Origin of the sequence: Prochlorococcus sp. MIT 1327 (assembly GCF_047304785.1) — a bacterium.
Lineage (GTDB): Bacteria > Cyanobacteriota > Cyanobacteriia > PCC-6307 > Cyanobiaceae > Prochlorococcus > Prochlorococcus marinus_D.
Genome location: NZ_CP138972.1, coordinates 2133560 through 2150047, shown reverse-complemented (window position 1 = coordinate 2150047; position 16488 = coordinate 2133560). Strand labels below are relative to the sequence as shown.

At 53.8% G+C, this 16488-nt stretch carries 20 protein-coding genes and 2 tRNA genes; 13 read left to right on the top strand and 9 right to left on the bottom strand.

Features of this window, described 5'->3' with window-relative positions; all coding sequences use genetic code 11:
- Positions 1 to 15: 15 nt before the first annotated feature.
- Positions 16 to 528, bottom strand: coding sequence for a photosystem I PsaF protein (subunit III) (locus SIB80_RS10775; RefSeq protein ID WP_011130684.1), 513 nt, complete (start codon positions 526 to 528; stop codon positions 16 to 18).
- Positions 529 to 605: 77 nt separating this feature from the next.
- Here SIB80_RS10775 and tsaD point away from each other — a divergent pair, with 77 nt between their 5' ends.
- Positions 606 to 1676 (top strand): tRNA (adenosine(37)-N6)-threonylcarbamoyltransferase complex transferase subunit TsaD, encoded by a 1071-nt coding sequence (tsaD, locus tag SIB80_RS10770; RefSeq protein WP_063419994.1) that lies wholly within the window; start codon positions 606 to 608, stop codon positions 1674 to 1676.
- Between the two features lie 37 nt (positions 1677 to 1713).
- Positions 1714 to 1917 (top strand): high light inducible protein, encoded by a 204-nt coding sequence (locus SIB80_RS10765; RefSeq protein WP_011130682.1) that lies wholly within the window; start codon positions 1714 to 1716, stop codon positions 1915 to 1917.
- A gap of 7 nt (positions 1918 to 1924) precedes the next feature.
- On the opposite strand, the gene SIB80_RS10760 is transcribed toward SIB80_RS10765, so the two are convergent.
- Positions 1925 to 3112 (bottom strand): type IV pilus twitching motility protein PilT, encoded by a 1188-nt coding sequence (locus SIB80_RS10760; protein ID WP_328585654.1) that lies wholly within the window; start codon positions 3110 to 3112, stop codon positions 1925 to 1927.
- A gap of 114 nt (positions 3113 to 3226) precedes the next feature.
- Here SIB80_RS10760 and wecB point away from each other — a divergent pair, with 114 nt between their 5' ends.
- Genes wecB through SIB80_RS10740 form a run of 4 tightly spaced genes read left to right on the top strand, consistent with a single transcriptional unit; the run spans position 3227 to position 6410 of the window.
- Entirely contained in the window at positions 3227 to 4339 is a 1113-nt protein-coding gene (gene wecB / locus SIB80_RS10755) for a non-hydrolyzing UDP-N-acetylglucosamine 2-epimerase (RefSeq protein ID WP_063419765.1), read from the top strand.
- Positions 4263 to 4910, top strand: coding sequence for a DUF1643 domain-containing protein (locus SIB80_RS10750; protein WP_063419766.1), 648 nt, complete (start codon positions 4263 to 4265; stop codon positions 4908 to 4910). Before wecB ends, SIB80_RS10750 begins: the two co-directional genes overlap by 77 nt.
- On the top strand, positions 4910 to 5155 hold the full coding sequence (locus tag SIB80_RS10745) for a hypothetical protein (RefSeq protein ID WP_063419767.1): 246 nt from the start codon (positions 4910 to 4912) through the stop codon (positions 5153 to 5155). Before SIB80_RS10750 ends, SIB80_RS10745 begins: the two co-directional genes overlap by 1 nt.
- A complete protein-coding gene (locus SIB80_RS10740) occupies positions 5145 to 6410 on the top strand; it encodes a cation:proton antiporter (RefSeq protein WP_063398309.1) in 1266 nt (421 codons plus the stop codon). Before SIB80_RS10745 ends, SIB80_RS10740 begins: the two co-directional genes overlap by 11 nt.
- Here SIB80_RS10740 and gltX read toward each other — a convergent pair.
- From gltX to rplS, 5 genes are all read right to left on the bottom strand, one after another.
- The gene (gene gltX / locus SIB80_RS10735) at positions 6360 to 7790 is read right to left on the bottom strand and encodes a glutamate--tRNA ligase (RefSeq protein ID WP_063419768.1); all 1431 of its coding nucleotides are present in this window, start codon (positions 7788 to 7790) and stop codon (positions 6360 to 6362) included. The genes SIB80_RS10740 and gltX overlap by 51 nt on opposite strands.
- 27 nt (positions 7791 to 7817) lie before the next feature.
- A tRNA-Asp gene (locus SIB80_RS10730) sits at positions 7818 to 7891 on the bottom strand.
- 281 nt (positions 7892 to 8172) lie between these two features.
- Positions 8173 to 8361: a hyperconserved protein Hcp gene (locus SIB80_RS10725; RefSeq protein ID WP_006043540.1), complete on the bottom strand. Its 189-nt coding sequence runs from the start codon at positions 8359 to 8361 to the stop codon at positions 8173 to 8175.
- Between the two features lie 36 nt (positions 8362 to 8397).
- A tRNA-Trp gene (locus SIB80_RS10720) sits at positions 8398 to 8470 on the bottom strand.
- A gap of 63 nt (positions 8471 to 8533) precedes the next feature.
- Positions 8534 to 8932 (bottom strand): 50S ribosomal protein L19, encoded by a 399-nt coding sequence (gene rplS / locus SIB80_RS10715; RefSeq protein WP_370521001.1) that lies wholly within the window; start codon positions 8930 to 8932, stop codon positions 8534 to 8536.
- A 623-nt stretch (positions 8933 to 9555) separates the two neighbouring features.
- Between rplS and map the strand changes: the two genes are divergently transcribed.
- A complete protein-coding gene (gene map / locus SIB80_RS10710; protein WP_063419769.1) occupies positions 9556 to 10395 on the top strand; it encodes a type I methionyl aminopeptidase in 840 nt (279 codons plus the stop codon).
- A gap of 16 nt (positions 10396 to 10411) precedes the next feature.
- Here the strand turns inward: map and SIB80_RS10705 are convergent, their stop codons facing one another.
- Positions 10412 to 11182: an SDR family oxidoreductase gene (locus tag SIB80_RS10705; protein ID WP_011130673.1), complete on the bottom strand. Its 771-nt coding sequence runs from the start codon at positions 11180 to 11182 to the stop codon at positions 10412 to 10414.
- 8 nt (positions 11183 to 11190) lie between these two features.
- On the opposite strand from SIB80_RS10705, the gene ebsA reads away from it, so the two are divergent.
- Genes ebsA through SIB80_RS10690 form a run of 3 tightly spaced genes read left to right on the top strand, consistent with a single transcriptional unit; the run spans position 11191 to position 13266 of the window.
- On the top strand, positions 11191 to 11583 hold the full coding sequence (gene ebsA, locus SIB80_RS10700) for a type IV pilus biogenesis protein EbsA (RefSeq protein ID WP_063419770.1): 393 nt from the start codon (positions 11191 to 11193) through the stop codon (positions 11581 to 11583).
- 32 nt (positions 11584 to 11615) lie between these two features.
- Complete coding sequence (locus SIB80_RS10695; protein WP_063403694.1) at positions 11616 to 12716, top strand: phosphotransacetylase family protein; 1101 nt, start codon at positions 11616 to 11618, stop codon at positions 12714 to 12716.
- Positions 12717 to 12747: 31 nt separating this feature from the next.
- Positions 12748 to 13266, top strand: a complete 519-nt coding sequence (locus tag SIB80_RS10690) for a DNA recombination-mediator protein A (protein ID WP_036931191.1) — start codon at positions 12748 to 12750, stop codon at positions 13264 to 13266.
- Between the two features lie 2 nt (positions 13267 to 13268).
- On the opposite strand, the gene SIB80_RS10685 is transcribed toward SIB80_RS10690, so the two are convergent.
- Positions 13269 to 13712 (bottom strand): NfeD family protein, encoded by a 444-nt coding sequence (locus tag SIB80_RS10685; RefSeq protein ID WP_063419771.1) that lies wholly within the window; start codon positions 13710 to 13712, stop codon positions 13269 to 13271.
- A 112-nt stretch (positions 13713 to 13824) separates the two neighbouring features.
- On the opposite strand from SIB80_RS10685, the gene SIB80_RS10680 reads away from it, so the two are divergent.
- The 3 genes from SIB80_RS10680 to SIB80_RS10670 all read left to right on the top strand — a co-directional run bounded on the left by SIB80_RS10680 (position 13825) and on the right by SIB80_RS10670 (position 16437).
- Positions 13825 to 14739: an SPFH domain-containing protein gene (locus tag SIB80_RS10680; protein WP_063403696.1), complete on the top strand. Its 915-nt coding sequence runs from the start codon at positions 13825 to 13827 to the stop codon at positions 14737 to 14739.
- Positions 14740 to 15568: 829 nt separating this feature from the next.
- Positions 15569 to 15853 (top strand): hypothetical protein, encoded by a 285-nt coding sequence (locus SIB80_RS10675; RefSeq protein WP_063419772.1) that lies wholly within the window; start codon positions 15569 to 15571, stop codon positions 15851 to 15853.
- An 89-nt stretch (positions 15854 to 15942) separates the two neighbouring features.
- Complete coding sequence (locus SIB80_RS10670) at positions 15943 to 16437, top strand: YajQ family cyclic di-GMP-binding protein (protein WP_063419996.1); 495 nt, start codon at positions 15943 to 15945, stop codon at positions 16435 to 16437.
- The last annotated feature ends 51 nt before the right edge of the window (positions 16438 to 16488 follow it).

Here is a 16488-nt window from a genome sequence, read left to right as displayed (position 1 = left end):
AGAGGAGAATATTGCTCAGCGTGGTGAAACTGTGATCTTGTCGTCGCTCTCACGGAGGCTGCCATTTTGGCCTTCAATATGAGCGAGCCACGGCCAGGCGGAAGCTCTCAGCATGCAATTGAAAGCCAGGGTTATATCAAGATGGATCTCATTGTCTAAGGCTGCTTTGTGGCCTTTGGCTTTGATGGCCTGGAGATAAGAACGACCAGCCCAACCAATGATTCCAGCGATGTAGATGAAAATCACCCCTGGGATCATGATTTCGCCTTCATGGCCGCGAATAAAGGACATCGCAAACGGCTCAACTGGCGCTGGGATTAGAGCGTGTGGGAGTCCGTCATCACCGCACAAGGATTTGCTGTAGCGGTCAAAGCGGGCAATGGCCTGTGGAGTGTCTGCAGCACTGGCTCGCTGCTGAAAACGGGCATTCTCAGCGCAAGGGGTTAGGCCAGCTATGTCAGCTTTAGCAACGGGTGCAAAGCCGAGAACCAGCAGAGCCGAGAGCACAACGGCGAAGAGACGACGCATCGGTTTCGATTCCTGTAAGACCTGCTCCGGAACGGCAGGATGTCACAAGTAAAATGTAAATGAGGCTTCCCACAACCATGCCGACGGTGCTTGCCCTCGAAACAAGTTGTGACGAGTCGGCTGCCGCAGTTCTACGTCTAAATAACGGGTGTTTGCAGGTTATCGCTAGCCGAATTGCTTCTCAGGTTGAGAAACATGCCCAGTGGGGAGGCGTGGTACCGGAAGTGGCCTCTCGCTTGCATGTGGAGGCTCTGCCTCATCTTGTAGAGGAGGTTTTGCAGGAGGCGGGACAGTCGATGGCTCGCTTTGATGCTGTAGCGGCAACGGTGACCCCTGGGCTGGCCGGAGCACTGATGGTGGGATCGGTGACAGGCCGATGTTTGGCTGCTCTCCATGCGCTGCCTTTTTTTGGCATTCATCACCTGGAGGGGCATTTGGCTTCAGTGCGTTTGGCGGAACATCCTCCACGCCCTCCTTATCTGGTGCTACTTGTGAGCGGGGGACACACTGAGTTGATTCGGGTCGGGGCAGAGAGTGAGATGGTGCGTCTTGGACGTAGCCATGATGATGCTGCTGGAGAGGCTTTTGACAAAGTTGGGCGTTTGCTCGGTTTGGCCTATCCAGGTGGCCCCGCTATTCAGGCGTTGGCCGCGACTGGAGACTCTGGCAGATTTTCTTTGCCCAAAGGACGGGTCTCGAAGCCTGGTGGTGGATTTCATCCTTACGATTTCTCTTTCAGCGGATTGAAGACCGCCATGCTGCGCCTGGTTCAGGCTCTTTCAGAGGCTGATGAAGACCTGCCCCGCGCAGATCTTGCTGCCTGTTTTGAGCAAGTGGTTGCAGATGTTTTGGTCGAGCGCAGCTTGCTCTGCGCTAATGACCAGGGCCTAAAAACTGTGGTGATGGTTGGAGGAGTCGCTGCTAACCGCCGCCTAAGAGAACTGATGAGCAAACGTGGACAAGAACAGGGAATTGAAGTGCACACGGCACCGCTTCGATACTGCACGGATAATGCCGCCATGATTGGAGCAGCGGCCCTGCAGCGCTTGGTGTCTGGGGTTAATGGCAGCTCTCTTGAGCTGGGAGTGGCAGCCCGATGGCCATTGGACAAAACCGAGGTTTTGTACCATTCACCTCCCCCATTTTGAAGAAGCGAATTAGCTTGACCTTGTCTGCTGTGCAGCGATGGCTTCTGAATCTCCACTTGATTCCAACACCTCTGCGGAACCTGTCAGTAGTGAAGAGCTAAACGCTTGGCGACGAGGGTTCACTCCACAGGCCGAGATCTGGAATGGTCGTATGGCAATGGCGGGATTGATTATTGGGATCAGTGTGTTGTTGTTGTTGCGTCTAGTGATGCCTGCTGATTGCAGAGCCTGGCTGAATTAGGTGTGGTTCAATTCCGGCCACGAATGCTTTGGGCTAGTTCGTTGGGCTTAAAGCTTGCGGCGACTGCTATCTCTGGTTCTACCCGGCCACTATCGACAAGATTCAGCAATGATTGATTGGCTGTGATCATGCCATCAAAGCTGCTGCGTTCCATGATCTCCTCAACATCCTCAAGTGCTCCTCTTTGGATGTAGTCCTTGCAAGCATCGGTATTAATCAGGATGTCGTGGTAGGCAGCTCGCTTGTTGTCGGTTGTTCGGATCAACCCTTGGGCAATCACCCCCAGCAGTGATTCTGAAAGGGAGCGACGCATGCTCTCTTGATCTTCTGGGGCATACATGCCCAGGACTCGCTCAATGGTCTTGACTGCCGAATTGGTATGCAGAGTGCCAAACACCAGGTGCCCCGTTTGGGAGGCCTCAATCGCTGTGGCCAGGGTTTCTTGATCACGGATCTCACCGATCAGGATCACATCTGGGTCTTCTCGTAGGGCTGCTTTCAGGGCGTTGTGGAACTTCAGGGTGTGTTTCCCCAGTTCTCGATGTTTGACAAGGGATTGCTTGCTCTTGTGTACAAACTCCACAGGATCCTCGATGGTGAGGATGTGGCGGGGTTGATTTCTATTGATCCAGTCGATCATGGCTGCCAGGGTGGTGCTTTTCCCTGACCCGGTTGAGCCGGTCACCAAGACAAGTCCTTTCGGCTTGGATGAGAGGCCCTTCAGGACATCAGGGAGTTGCAGTTGCTCAAGGGTGAGAATTGTTTGGGGAATGATGCGAAGCACCATCGCTGGTCCCGTGAGGGAATCCAGCAGGTTGATCCGGACTCTTGCGAAGGGAAAGGCATGGGAGCCGTCGAATTCTTTGCTTCTAAAGAATTCATCGATCTGATTTGCGGAGAGGATCTCTTGCAACCAGCTTTGAAATCTTTCTGGATCGGTTACAGGCCAATCTGTGCTTTGCATTTCGCCGCGGTCTCGGAAATGGGGCACTTCGCCAACGCCTAGGTGTACATCGGAATGTCCTTCTTGATAGGCGATTCGTACGATCTCCTCCAAGTTGGGAGAGACCCCAGGCGTGGCTCCAGCGAATGGGGTTAATCCCTCTGTAGAAGATCTTGATATCGGCTCCGCCGACTGAGAGGCGGACTTTGGTGCTTGAGGGGGGAAGTTGGGCGGAAAGACCGGTTGACTCACGAGGGGATTGTGGCCGCTCTCTTCAGCTTCGTCACGGCGAAGCTCTTGGCAAGTCCGTGCGCACTTTTGGTGATCAGCAAGCACTCTTAGGATCCTTTCAGGATTGCTTCTGTTATGGCTGGCTTGCCCCGCGTCACGATCGTGCTGGGCACCCGTCCAGAGGCGATCAAGTTGGCACCGGTGATCCAGGCGTTTCAGGCCTGTGACGCTTTGACGACTCGAGTTGTGCTTACTGGCCAGCACCGCGAGATGGTTGCTCAGGTCATGGATCTATTTGGTCTTTCAGCCAATCATGATCTCGATCTGATGGCCCCTCTGCAGACCCTCACTCACGTGACCTGTGCAGCATTGCAAGGCCTCAAGGATGAATTCAAGGCCTACCCTCCCCAGCTGGTGCTTGTCCAGGGAGATACCACGACAGCATTTGCAGCTGCCCTTGCTGCTTTTTATGAGCAGATTCCGGTTGGTCATGTTGAGGCTGGTTTGCGCACAGACAACCTGTTAGATCCGTTTCCTGAAGAGGCCAACCGGCGCCTGATTTCTCAGATCTCCCAGCTTCACTTCGCTCCAACGCCTCGCTCTCAGGCCAATCTGACCAGTTCAGGGGTTGTTGGTCAGATCTTTGTTACGGGCAACACAGTGATTGATGCTCTTTTGTTGATGGCAGAGCAGGCGCCGCCTATCGAATTTGATGGTCTCGACTGGGCGCATCAGCGCGTCATTTTGGCCACCGTGCATCGACGGGAGAATTGGGGAGATCGGCTTCAAGACATTGCCGAGGGCATGAGAAGGGTTCTTGACCTCCATCCCGACACGGCTTTACTTCTGCCTTTGCATCGCAATCCAACCGTTCGAGAACCAATGCAGGCCCTTTTGGGGACCCATCCGAGGGTGGTACTCACCGAGCCTCTGGATTACGATCGTTTGGTTGCTGCGATGAGGGCCTGCACGCTTCTGCTCACTGATTCTGGTGGGCTCCAAGAAGAAGCTCCTGCACTGGGTAAGCCAGTTTTGGTTTTGAGACGGACCACCGAACGACCAGAGGCTGTTGAAGCGGGTACGGCCAGGCTGGTTGGTACCGATCCGGAGATGATCGTGACTGAGACAGCTTCCTTGCTTGATGATTCAAGCGCTTACGAGGCGATGGCACATGCTGTCAATCCCTTCGGCGACGGTCAGGCCAGCCGTCGCATTCTTGAGGCAAGTTGTGCATTCCTGGGCGTCTGAGGCTGCCTTTAGTTCTTGTGGTCACTACCGCTGGTGGTTGAAGCGCAGCCTTGGGCAATGCGAACGCACGTTGCTTTTCATTGGCTTGAATCCCTCCACCGCTACAGCGTCAGAGGATGATCCAACCTTGCGGCGGTTGCTGGGGTTTTGCCGCTCCTGGGGTTATGGACACCTTCTTGTTGTGAATCTATTTGCGCGGATCAGTCAATCCCCAGCGCTGCTTAGGCACTGTGCTGATCCGATTGGTGATGCAAATGATGATCAGCTTTTGACTCGGGCACGCCAGTGGTCTGAGAGCCCTAATTGGGACCTTTGGTTTGGTTGGGGGTGCGGTGGAACTTTGCGTCGACGTGATCTTGCCGTCCAGGCTTTGTTGGAGCGTCATCGCCAGAACCGCATCAGCAATATTCCTGATGCTCGCGGCCCTCTCTCGCTTGGTTTGACGCGTGAGGGACACCCCTGCCATCCCCTTTACATGCCTGGCAAAGAGGTCCTTCGACCATTCAATTGGGCAAGTGGGGCAACTATCGGCCATCCTGAGTTGATGGACCTTGGCATTACGGTTCACTGATGACACGCACCCCACGCCGCTATGCGGTGTACCTCCATCTCTCCGGGGGGCAGACCGAAGAGGTTCATTTCCCTACTCTTGAGACGTTTCAGCAGTGGTATCAGGGAATCGTCAACGCCTCAGGCAGTGGGGGGTTCGTGAACGTACCGCTTAGCGAGCTCGATGGCGAGTATCTGGTGGTGCGTCCAGAGACTGTGATCGGTGTGAGAGTGGAACCTCAGTTCGCAGCCCTCGATGACACCTGAGCGGTTAGGCCTGCTTTGGGGGATCACCGTCTTTGCAGGTGCCGGAGCTCGGATTTTGTCTGCTCTCTCTGGCCTTCCTGGTGTGGTGCTGTTGTTGCTATCTGGCCTGCTGATTGGTCGATCGGGCCTTGGTTTGGTTGAACCGCTAGATCTTGGTCAAGGACTTGAGACGATCGTTGGTCTGCTGGTGAGCCTTGTGCTCTTTGACGGTGGTCTCAATCTGCGCCTCCCTGGCGACACCATCAAGTCAACGGTGCTGCGCATCTTGCTGATCCGACTAGTGATTTCACTGGCCGCGGGCCTGTTGGCGGCGCATTGGCTGGCTGGTTTGGGTTGGTCAGTGGCAGCGGTTTACAGCGCCATCGTGCTGGCTACTGGTCCGACTGTTGTGACCCCGTTGGTGCAGCAGATCCGTTTAGCTTCTCCTCTAGGGGATGTCCTTGAAGCAGAGGGATTGGTGCTTGAGCCAGTGGGTGCTGTGCTGGCCTTGCTTTTGCTGGAGTTATTGCTGGGCGATTTGCATGGTTGGCGGGAGGTTGCCTTCGGGCTGCTGGCCCGCCTGGGTGGAGGCGTGTTGATGGGGGCTGCTGCTGGTTGGCTTCTGTCAGAGGGATTGCGGCGTTTAAAACCGGACCCTTCGGTAGGGCTGAGGTTGCAGCTCACCTTGGGTGTGTTGTTCCTCTTGTACGCAGTTTGTGAATGGTTGTTGCCGGAGTCGGGATTGCCGGCTTCTGTAGCAGCGGGGGTGGTGGTCGGTCGCAGGCCTGTTACCCAGTCCGATCAGCTCGATGAGTTGATCCGGGAGCTGGCCCGTCTTGCTATCACAATGTTATTTCCACTTTTGGCTGCTGATGTCTCTTGGGGTGAGCTAAGTCCGCTTGGCTGGGGGGGGGTCAGTTGTGTGCTCGTACTGATGTTGGTTGTGCGTCCTGTCGCTGTCAGCCTGGCGACGATTGGCTTGCCTCTTGATTTCAGGCAGCGATTGTTTCTTGGTTGGCTTGCACCACGTGGGATTGTTACGGCCGCCGTGGCCTCTTTGTTTGCGATTCGCCTTGAGCAGGCTGGGGTTTTAGGAGCCGGTCGGTTGCAAGGTTTGGTCTTTCTCACCATCCTGATGACGGTTGGCATTCAAGGCCTCACTGCCCAGCCGCTGGCCAAGGCCCTGGGTTTAATCGCTCCTGAAGATTCAAACGAAGACGACTGCTCAGAGACAACGACGCAGCCTGTTCAAGTCTTGCCCGATCCTGGCCAGTAATCCCCATGTTGTGATTAGGTCTGGCCCTTGTAGGCGGCCTAGAAGCGCAGCTCTGAGGCTTTTCATGATCACACCTTTTTTGACGTTGGCAGCCTGAGCAGCATTCGTTAGCAGTTGTTGTGCTTGCTTGACATCAAAACCGTCCCAGGAAGTGCAATCCAGCTGATCGAGAAGATTGCTAAGGCCTGCCTTGGCTCCTTCCACGGCAAGTTGTTCCAGGCCATCAGCTTGCAGCGTTGGTTCTTCGAAAAAAGGGCGAGCTTGATCGACACCATCCTTGAGCAGTGTCAGCGATGGTCCAAGCAGCTCGGCTAGATCCAAACACCAGTTTTCTTCTGGCAGAGCCCAGCCAGCCTCAGACCACAAGGGTTTGAGTTCATGCAACAGTTGATCTTTAGGCAAGTCATGTAGCACTTGAGAGTTGAGCCAGTTGAGTTTGTCCCAGTCAAACTTTGCTCCTGCTTTATTGACTCGGTCAAAACTGAAGACGGTTGCAGCTTGCTGAAGAGTGAACCGTTCGTCAGTCCCTTCGGGGACTGACCAACCCAGCAGGGTCATGTAGTTGGCCATAGCTTCGGCTGTGTATCCCATGGCTTGGAAGTCACTGATCGAGGTCACTCCATCCCGCTTGGAGAGTTTGCGTCCTTCGGAATTGAGAATGAGCGGGGTATGGGCGAATTGAGGTATTGGTAATCCAAGGGCCTCATAGATCAGTAGTTGTTTGGCCGTGTTTGCGATGTGATCTTCGCCGCGGATCACATGCGAGATACTCATGGCGGCGTCATCAACCACCACAACAAGGTTATAGAGCGGGTCGCCAATTTCCTTGGCTGGAGCCCGACGTGAGATCACCATGTCGCCGCCCAAATCTGATCCCTTCCAGTGCATTGGACCGCGCACCAGGTCCTTCCAACTGATGGCCGCATCATCATCGATACGGAAGCGCACCACGGCAGTTCTGCCTTCAGATTGGAAGGCGGCTTCTTGCTCGGGACTGAGATCTCGGTGACGGTTGTCGTAGCGAGGGGCCTTGCCCTGCGCCTTTTGTGTTTCTCGCATGGCCTCCAGTTCAGTCTCGCTGGCGTAGCAGCGGTAGGCCAGGTCACGATCGAGCAGCTTTTGGATTGCTGCGCGATGGTCATCCACATGCTGGCTTTGAATGATGGGCTGTTCATCCCAGTTGAGGCCAAGCCACTTCAGACCTTCGAGGATGTTGGTGGTGAATTCAGGCTTGGATCGTTCTTTGTCGGTGTCCTCGATGCGCAAGAGGAATTGTCCTCCCTGATGGCGTGCAAAGAGCCAGTTGAAAACTGCCGTTCTTGCCGTGCCGATGTGAAGTGTGCCTGTTGGACTCGGGGCTAGCCGAACGCGCACCTTCACAATGACTCTCAGGATTAGGAATAAGAACGGGACCGACGGGGTTCGAACCCGCAACTTCCGCCGTGACAGGGCGGTGCTCTAACCAATTGAACTACGGTCCCAGATGAGTTCAGGTCCAGTCGGGAGCTCGCCGCATGGAAGCTGACCTGTGTCGCTTATGCGACCAAGAAAGTATCAACCTCTGCCCTGCCTGCCGTCAACTCGCTGGCGGTGGTCTTGTGATCCTTTTGAGGATGGATCGATTCGAATGAAATTGAAGACTTCGGATCTGCTTTTTGGGACCCTTGTTCTCGATGTCGAAATAAAGACACCCCTAGTGGTGTTTTAGGTAGGGAACTCAGATAGAGAGCAAGTCGAAAAGTTGGAATCACTGTCCCTCTGATTAGGGACGGAATCCTGCGGGTTCGATTAGGCGTACTTGGTTCCCGCGGGCTGTGAATTCGCGTCCCTGATCGCTTTGCACGACCACACGACCACCAGATTTGACTCGAATGACGCGTGCACGAACCCAACCAAGAGCGGCTGACTCGAGCACTTTGACGACATCACCAGGTTGAAGATCTAACTCCATTCTCGGAACGAGGAAACTGCAGGATGGGCCATCGGACGCGCCGTGGAGGACTTGAACCCCCGACATCAGGTTTTGGAGACCTGCGTTCTACCAACTGAACTAACGGCGCAAGGCGATGGACCCGTCGACCATCACAGAGGTGATGGCATTTGGATTGAACGAGGCCGAAACCTCAGCGGTCGAAGCGCTGCTTCACGCGGGTGGCCTTACCCACCCGTTCCCGCAGATAGAAAAGCTTCGCTCTTCGCACTTTACCTCGCCGCTCCACCTTGATGGAGGCCACCTGAGGGCTATGCAGCATGAAAACACGCTCGACACCGATGCCTTGGAAGATCCTGCGCACGGTGATGGTTTCATGAATTCCGCCGTGGCGCTTTGCAATAACAACACCCTCATAGGGTTGGATCCGTTCCTTATTGCCTTCACTGATGCGTACTCCTACTCGTACGGTGTCTCCCACGTAGATGTCATTTAAATCACTTTTCTGCTGTGAGGCCTCGAACTCTTTGATCAGGGCGTCAGGGCTGAGCCTGACGTTTGGGGCACTTTTGCTTGTTACATCAGTCACCATGGCTGAGCTGTTCTCAATTGCTGTTGCCGTTTCAGTGTTGTCTTCGCTCATGGAGGTGTCTTTCGAATCCGCCGTCATCCCAGCTCCGGGTTAACTAGCCAAACGACAACTCTACCTGCTGATCATTCTTGCCTTGAGTAGTTTTGCCATTGCTTGGCGGTGAAAGCTCCTTAGTCGATGCTTGGCCATTGCGAGGGGTTAGCTCACAAGCTTTCTGGGAATTTCACTTAGTCAGGAAGCCTTCGGCAGCATTCTTGCGCCTGTGATCAGTATCCATAGCAGTTAAAGGGCATGGCGTAGAACCTCCTTTAGCTCAGCGTGGGAGCAGGACATTCACCTTCATGCACGGTGGTCATTCTTAGCCAATGACTTTGTTTATCGGACATTTCTTGTCAGTGACGCAACAAGGGATATTTACCTCATGCAGTCATCTTGAGATCAGCAAAGAAATCACCACTCATGGACCCAGCAAGCCAGCGATGCGGCTAGCAGGGTTGCTTGAAGCGGTTCATTCGCGCCGTTCCTAGGACAAAGATTGATAGCGTGACGAATGGAAAGATGGAAGTCGGGCAGAGCCGATAACCGTTCATTTGATTTTTTCATATCAGTTTTTCTTCAGCCCTATGAACCTCTTCGCTGATCTGCTGGCCTCAACTTCAGACGCGCGCGCAACGGCTACAGGGCCTCGAATACAACAGCGTCGAGGAGTGGAAATCAAGTCTTCAAGGGAGTTGGCGATCATGCGCAAGGCAAGCCACATCGTGGCCACGGTTCTGCGCGAGATCATGGAGATGGCCGAGCCTGGCCAGACGACTGCTGATCTTGACGTTTATGCCGAGCGCAGGATTCGTGAGATGGGCGCAACCCCTAGTTTCAAGGGCTATCACGGCTTCCCTGCCTCGATCTGCGCGAGCATCAACAATGAAGTTGTGCATGGCATTCCAGGCCCTAAGCGAGTGATCAAGTCCGGGGATCTTCTCAAAGTCGACACCGGGGCTTACTACGAGGGATATCACGGTGACAGTTGCATCACCATTTGCGTTGGGGAGGTGCCTGAATCTGGGCAGAAACTTAGTCGTGTGGCCCAAGAATCCTTGATGGCAGGGCTCTCTAAGATTCGAGCCGGCAACACTCTTCTTGATATCGCAGGAGCTGTTGAGGATCATGTCAAGGCTCATGGCTACAGCGTGGTGGAGGATTACACCGGCCACGGTGTGGGTCGCAACTTGCATGAAGAGCCTTCCGTTTTCAACTTCCGCACTGATGACCTGCCCAATATCACTTTGCGTTCAGGGATGACTTTGGCCGTCGAGCCGATACTCAATGCTGGCAGTAAGGCTTGCCGCACACTTAAAGATCGCTGGACTGTTGTGACTCAAGACGGCAGTCTTTCGGCTCAGTGGGAGCACACCATCGTGGTCACCTCAGATGGCTGCGACATCCTCACTGATCGGGGCGACTAATGCTGGAGTCGACTTGTTATTGATTGTCTGTGGATCCACTACCTAACAATCGGGAGTAAATCATTCGCCCTAGTTCGGTCAGGGGCATCAGTAGATACGTGAGAGGGTTGGGGGTGACGATGATCAGATTGAGGCCAAGGTCGGCTTGTTGAACAATTTGGCTGGCTACTAGATCAGCAGACATTAATCCGATTGGATTGAGCTCTGAGCGGAAGGGGCCAAGTACAAGCTTGCGGATTTTGAAGACTTTGCGTTGATTCGAGGTGAGGTTGTTCCAGCGCAGGCTGACCAGCTGACCGATCAACCGCTTGCTGATTTCATAGGTGGGGCTGAGGGCTGGTTGGATTTCAGCTTCTGATGTGTTCACCCATAGCTCGCGGGGGCGTATGGATGGTTCTGCGTTGAGGGCGAGGCTTTCAAAGAGTTCCATTAAGCGCCAGCTGCTCAGAGCATTCACCTCTAATGCCGCTTTGATGTCTTTCTGTGTCTGACGTCCCTGCGGGTTAATGCCGTGATTGAGCACGAGCACGTCAAGGCTCACAAGGGTGCTTTTGAGGGATGCTTCTTGGCTGCATTTCCATTGCACCCATTCCTGGGGTGCATCGTCTGATGGCTCTGCGGAGGGAATCGGTCCATGGGTCAATCCGATCACAACAGCTCCCCGAGAGCGCAACTTTTGGGTTAGGGCCCTGCCAAGACTTCCACTGGCTCCAGTGATGCCGATGCGGCAGTTTGACCAATGGTTGTTGAGAGTTGTGATCTGTCCCATTTCTTCAGCTTGGGGCATCCTTTGGTGTGAGCTTCAAGTTGACGTTGCCAATTCCCTCCGAAGCGGCCCAATTGGCCTTGTTTGCACCCTATTGCGGTGGCCTTTCCAGGCAGGCTGATTTGCAGCGAGCCCTGCGGCTCTTCGCTCAGAGCTCATTGAAAGGAGAGCGACCTCTTCAAGGTGGTCGTGTTCATCGCTTCACTCTTCGTTGGCAGGGAGCTAGGTCGCCACTGGAGCTGTGTTCTTGTCAGTTGTGTTTCCCAGACATCCAAGCTTTGACCTACACCTTTGATGTGTCTACGCATCAACTTGTGGATTGGTTGATGGACTGGCCTGAGTTTGGGGGGCAGGGAGACCTGCCCAATCGATTCTGGAAGTGGCTGCTGTTGGGTTCTGAAGAGTCTGTGGGTGACGCCTAAATTGCTCAGCTATAGGAACACGGAGTCCACTGATGGGCAAGACCTTGCTGATTGGCTCTTGTGAGCCATTCAGTGGTAAATCGGCATTGGTTCTTGGTCTCGCTCGCCAGTTGATAGCGGCGAATCAGCCCATTCGCTTTGGGAAGCCTTTGGCCACGAGTGTGGAATGGGATCCCGCAGTTTCCCCTCTGCCCGAACCTTTAATTGATGATGATGTTCGTTTTGTTGGTGCAACCCTGGGTTTGTCTGAGCATCAGCTGATTCCCTCTTTGCATCTCCTGGCAAAGGCAACGGCTGATCACCGTTTGGCCATGTCTCAAATCGATGCTGGCAAAGGATTTGAGGACCTATGCAAACAGCTCGATCTTCATGCTCAGGGCCTCACCATTCTTGAAGCAGCCGGTAGTTTGCATGAAGGCCTGCTTTACGGTCTTAGTCTTGGTCAGCTGGCCCATGGCTTGGATGCCCGCGTCGTGCTGGTGCATCTCTGGCAGGACAGCCGCAGCGTCGATGCTTTGTTAGCGGCGAAGGAGCAGCTTGGAGATCATCTGGTGGGCATCGTTTTGAATGCGGTAAAACCAGATGAAATTGATGATCTAGAAACGAATGTGGTGCCTGCCCTGGAGGCCCTTGGACTGGCGGTGTTCGGAGTGATGCCCCATTCGCCACTCTTGCGCAGCGTGACTGTGGGTGAGTTGGTTAGGCGCCTAGGAGCCCGGGTGATCTGTTGCTCTGAGCGACTTGAGCTTCTGGTTGAGACTCTCAGTATTGGAGCCATGAATGTGAATTCCGCCATGGACTTTTTCCGTTGTCGTCGCAACATGGCTGTGGTGACTGGTGCTGACCGTACTGATATTCAGTTGGCGGCCCTTGAGGCTTCGACTCAGTGCTTGATCCTCACTGGTGCAGGGCAACCTTTGCCGCAGTTGATTAGTAGGGCAGAAGAACTTGAGGTTCCTTTACTCAAGGTGGATCACGACACACTGTCTACCGTGGAAGTGATTGAGCAGGCCTTTGGTCATGTGCGACTGCATGAGGCCGTTAAAGCAACCTATTCCTTCCGATTGGTGGATGAACACTGTGACTTGGACCGTTTGTTTGATGTTCTGGGTTTGCCTATGCAGGGTCGATGACCACTGCTAGCTTCGATCCATCGTCATGGGGATGTCCTTGAGTCAGTCTCTGGATCTCCCTGACCTTGATCGGGTCGATACCCTTGCCCAAGAGCTGGCCCTCTTGCAGGACAAGGGCAAGCGCCGCATTGCCATGCTTGGCAGCCGCCATGTGCCTGTGGTCGCGATTCATCTTGTTGAATTGATGGCACGCTCCCTTGCTCAAGAGGGTCATTCTCTGATCACCTCCGGTGCACAGGGGGTGAATGCCGCGGTGATCCGTGGGGTATTGGAGGCGGATGCCTCTTGCCTCACTGTGTTGCTTCCCCAGAGCCTTGATCGTCAGGCCCCTGAGATTCGCGATCAGCTTGATTCTGTGCTTCATCTCATCGAAAAACCTGAGCATGATGAGCTGTCGCTACCGATGGCTAGCAGTCTTTGCAATCAGGAGATCATCAGCCGTTGTGATCAATTGATCTGCTTTGCTTTCCATGACAGTGAGACGTTATTGACCAGTTGTCGCAGTGCTGAGGATATGGGCAAGGTCGTGAGTCTTTTATTCTTTGATTGAGTTCAGCGACGCGGCAGTGGCAGAACCTGTAGTTGTGTGCCTTCACGGCCCATCACCACGACATGATCACCGGCGTTTATTGGAGTCTCCAGGTCGATCGAACTGGCGGCCCAGCTTTGCCCATGCCAACGCACACGCCCATCTCCTCCAGCATTGATTGGCGTCAGCACTTGGGCGATATCCTCGCGTTGGCGAAGCCCACCTGGACTGGGGTTGCGGCGGGCTGACCAACGAGTCAGCCAGAGAGTCCCTAAAACCGTGATCAGCAGGAAGAAGATCATCTGCAAAATCAGTGGCATGGGAGTGATTGCAGTCAAAATCGATACCACTAAGGCCCCAAGCGCTGCGAACATCAGGCCATCGAAGCTCGGTTGAGCCAGCTCAATGGCTAGGAGTAGGCCAGCAACGGCTAGCCAGATCAGAGGAATCCAGGTGGGAGAAGGCAAGGGATAGGGCGCAGGGCTTTCTCTATCTACTTTGGAGAAGAGAAAGCTGTTTGGAAGGGCTTTGCCGTGGTTCGTTTACGGACCTAGGTTTTGCCTACACAGGAAGAACATCGTGGAAGCTTTTCTTGGTTTGCCAGCTCTCTTGCTAGTTGCCTTGTTGGGAAGTGGCAGTGTCAAAATTACGAGTGGTGGACGCTCGCGCTTGGTGGAGCGGCTCGGCAAGTTCGATCGTGAACTGCAGCCTGGCCTTTCTTTTGTTCTCCCCATGGTTGAAAAGGTGGTCAGTTACGAGTCGTTGAAGGAGAGAGTTTTGGATATTCCTCCTCAGCAATGCATCACTCGTGACAACGTGTCGATCGAGGTGGATGCGGTGGTGTATTGGCAGCTACTTGAACACTCTCGTGCTTATTACTCGGTGGATAATCTGCAGGCGGCGATGGTGAATCTCGTTCTCACTCAGATCCGAGCCGAGATGGGCAAGCTTGATCTTGACCAGACATTTACCACCCGTACAGAAGTGAACGAATGTCTTCTTAGGGAGTTGGATGAGGCCACAGATCCCTGGGGGGTCAAAGTCACGCGAGTGGAAATGCGCGACATTGTTCCATCGCGAGGGGTGCAGCAAGCGATGGAACAGCAGATGACAGCAGAGCGGGAAAAACGTGCTGCCATTCTTCGTTCTGAGGGCGAGAAAGAGGCTCAGCTCAATGAGGCTCGTGGTCATGCTGAAGCCTTGGTATTAGATGCTCGTGCCCAGCAGGAAGCCCTGTTACTAGAAGCTGACGCACAGGCAAAGCAGCAGTCAACTCTTGCTCGCGCCAAGGCTGAAGCCGCCCTGGAAATTGCTCGGGCTTTGGAGGCCAGCCCCAGAGCGGAGGAGGCTTTGAGGCTTTTGTTGGCTAAAGAATGGATGGCTATGGGCGAGCAGATGGCTGCTGCACCAGCAGGAAGTGTCTTGATGGTTGATCCTCAAAGCCCAGCTGCTTTGCTTTCGGCACTCAAGGCTTTTCAGAAATCAGATGGCTGAGTTTGGTACGGCTTTTAGCTAGCTGGTTTAGCTCTCAAGCAATCGGCTAGGTCAGGGTTATTGGTCATACGGTTCAAAGGGTTTGTTTTGTGAGTGTGCGTGCTGGTTGTCTTGAGTTTTAAGCAGAGCAGCTATCCCTTGCTGCAAGATCTAACTCATGAGAAGCAACAAAAAAAACCTTGCTGATGACGCCGGGTCTTGGTGATGGGAATTTTTCTCGTTATTGGATCGTGAGGGGCCATTCAACCCTCCCTTTTCGAGAGTTGCCACCATCTCCATATGTAGTAGTTGTTAGCCGTATTGGTAGCAAAAGAAGCGCCATGAGCAGTGTTTTTGCGCATGACAGATCCCTAAATAGTCACTACTCTCTTTTCGTGGCCGGGTGATGGGGATCAATCGGTTCCAGGAGAATGGAAACCTCAGGCTGATCACTGGGGGATTCACTAGTGCTTCAATTGAGTTGGCTGAAGGATGCAAAGCTGTTTTGTTGGGCTTAGTTCGCAGGCTTTCTTGTCTCTGGCAGATATTTTAAAAATCGCTCTCAGCAGTCATGCGCTTCGCCTGGATGTTGGCCAAGCAACCGAGAACGACCAAGTGAACCATGAGAAGGGAGTTTCGCTAAGTAGTAAGTAGGGCCTGGAAAATGCTGAGCTCCTCAAAACAAAGGTTCTCTAGGCTTTGTCAATACCGTTAATGGGTTGATGGTAGAGAGCTCTCTGTTTAGAAGCGGACCGTGTATCAGGCAGTGGTGAAGGGATTGATCCACTTTTGGCAACGCCTGGGGCGATCGGAACTCCGCACCGCCAACGCCTCCTTCGCTTGATTTGAGATGGACGACCCAAATAGAGACCTGGAAAAATTCCAGCAGGAGATTGATGAAGCGCAGGCCAAGGTCCGGAGGGTCAGCGAAGGAGGCTCATCTTTGATCAAGAAGCCCGCGAATTTGGATGTGGTTCTCGTGGTTGCCTGCGGACTTGGAGTGATTGCAGCTGGTGTTCACTTCGTTGGCCAGATGACCGATCAGCATCGTTTTGCGTTGATGACTGGGATGGATGGCGCTGGAATTGGCTTGGTTGCAGGCTTCGCTATCGGGGCAAACCGCAAAGAATCCTGAGCCTTTAGCCCATCTCAGCAAGATCAGGCCCAACTTGGCCTGATCTTGCTGAGATGTTGGGTAGGTTGATCTCAGAACCGTTTCTAGATATGGCGACCTATTCCTTTGATGTTGTCTCGGACTTTGATCGTCAGGAGTTGGTGAATGCGTTGGATCAGGTTCGTCGGGATGTTGGACAGCGCTACGACCTTAAGGATTCAAATACTGAGATCGAGTTAACAGAGAGCGAAGTGTTGATCACTACTGCCAGCGATATGACGTTGAAGGCGGTGGAGGACGTGCTGCGAGCTAAGGCCACCAAACGAAACCTCTCGCTCAAGATCTTCGATTTTCAGACGCCGGAGGCGGTTGGTGGCAGCCGAGTGAAGCAGGTGGTGAAGCTGCGCAAGGGTTTAAGCCAGGAGCTCGCCAAGAAGTTGAGCAAGTCCGTGCGCGATGAGCTCAAGAAGGTGACCGTGGCGATTCAAGGAGAGAGTATGAGGATCACCGGCAAAAACAAGGATGATCTGCAAGCAGCGATTCAGTTAGTCAAAAGCAAGGAAGATGATTTAGATGTGCCGCTTCAGTTTGAAAATTTTCGATAATGAAATGCTCTTGCGAATGTTGCTATGTGTATAGTAGTGGCAGTAAAATTC

Coding starts and splice junctions, on each gene's coding strand:
- SIB80_RS10775 (WP_011130684.1), bottom strand. CDS start 528: ATGCGTCGTCTCTTCGCCGTTGTGCTCTCGGCTCTGCTGGTTCTCGGC.
- tsaD (WP_063419994.1), top strand. CDS start 606: ATGCCGACGGTGCTTGCCCTCGAAACAAGTTGTGACGAGTCGGCTGCC.
- SIB80_RS10765 (WP_011130682.1), top strand. CDS start 1,714: ATGGCTTCTGAATCTCCACTTGATTCCAACACCTCTGCGGAACCTGTC.
- wecB (WP_063419765.1), top strand. CDS start 3,227: ATGGCTGGCTTGCCCCGCGTCACGATCGTGCTGGGCACCCGTCCAGAG.
- SIB80_RS10750 (WP_063419766.1), top strand. CDS start 4,263: ATGCTGTCAATCCCTTCGGCGACGGTCAGGCCAGCCGTCGCATTCTTG.
- SIB80_RS10745 (WP_063419767.1), top strand. CDS start 4,910: ATGACACGCACCCCACGCCGCTATGCGGTGTACCTCCATCTCTCCGGG.
- SIB80_RS10740 (WP_063398309.1), top strand. CDS start 5,145: ATGACACCTGAGCGGTTAGGCCTGCTTTGGGGGATCACCGTCTTTGCA.
- SIB80_RS10725 (WP_006043540.1), bottom strand. CDS start 8,361: ATGGAGTTAGATCTTCAACCTGGTGATGTCGTCAAAGTGCTCGAGTCA.
- rplS (WP_370521001.1), bottom strand. CDS start 8,932: ATGGTGACTGATGTAACAAGCAAAAGTGCCCCAAACGTCAGGCTCAGC.
- map (WP_063419769.1), top strand. CDS start 9,556: ATGAACCTCTTCGCTGATCTGCTGGCCTCAACTTCAGACGCGCGCGCA.
- SIB80_RS10705 (WP_011130673.1), bottom strand. CDS start 11,182: ATGCCCCAAGCTGAAGAAATGGGACAGATCACAACTCTCAACAACCAT.
- SIB80_RS10695 (WP_063403694.1), top strand. CDS start 11,616: ATGGGCAAGACCTTGCTGATTGGCTCTTGTGAGCCATTCAGTGGTAAA.
- SIB80_RS10690 (WP_036931191.1), top strand. CDS start 12,748: ATGTCCTTGAGTCAGTCTCTGGATCTCCCTGACCTTGATCGGGTCGAT.
- SIB80_RS10675 (WP_063419772.1), top strand. CDS start 15,569: ATGGACGACCCAAATAGAGACCTGGAAAAATTCCAGCAGGAGATTGAT.
- SIB80_RS10670 (WP_063419996.1), top strand. CDS start 15,943: ATGGCGACCTATTCCTTTGATGTTGTCTCGGACTTTGATCGTCAGGAG.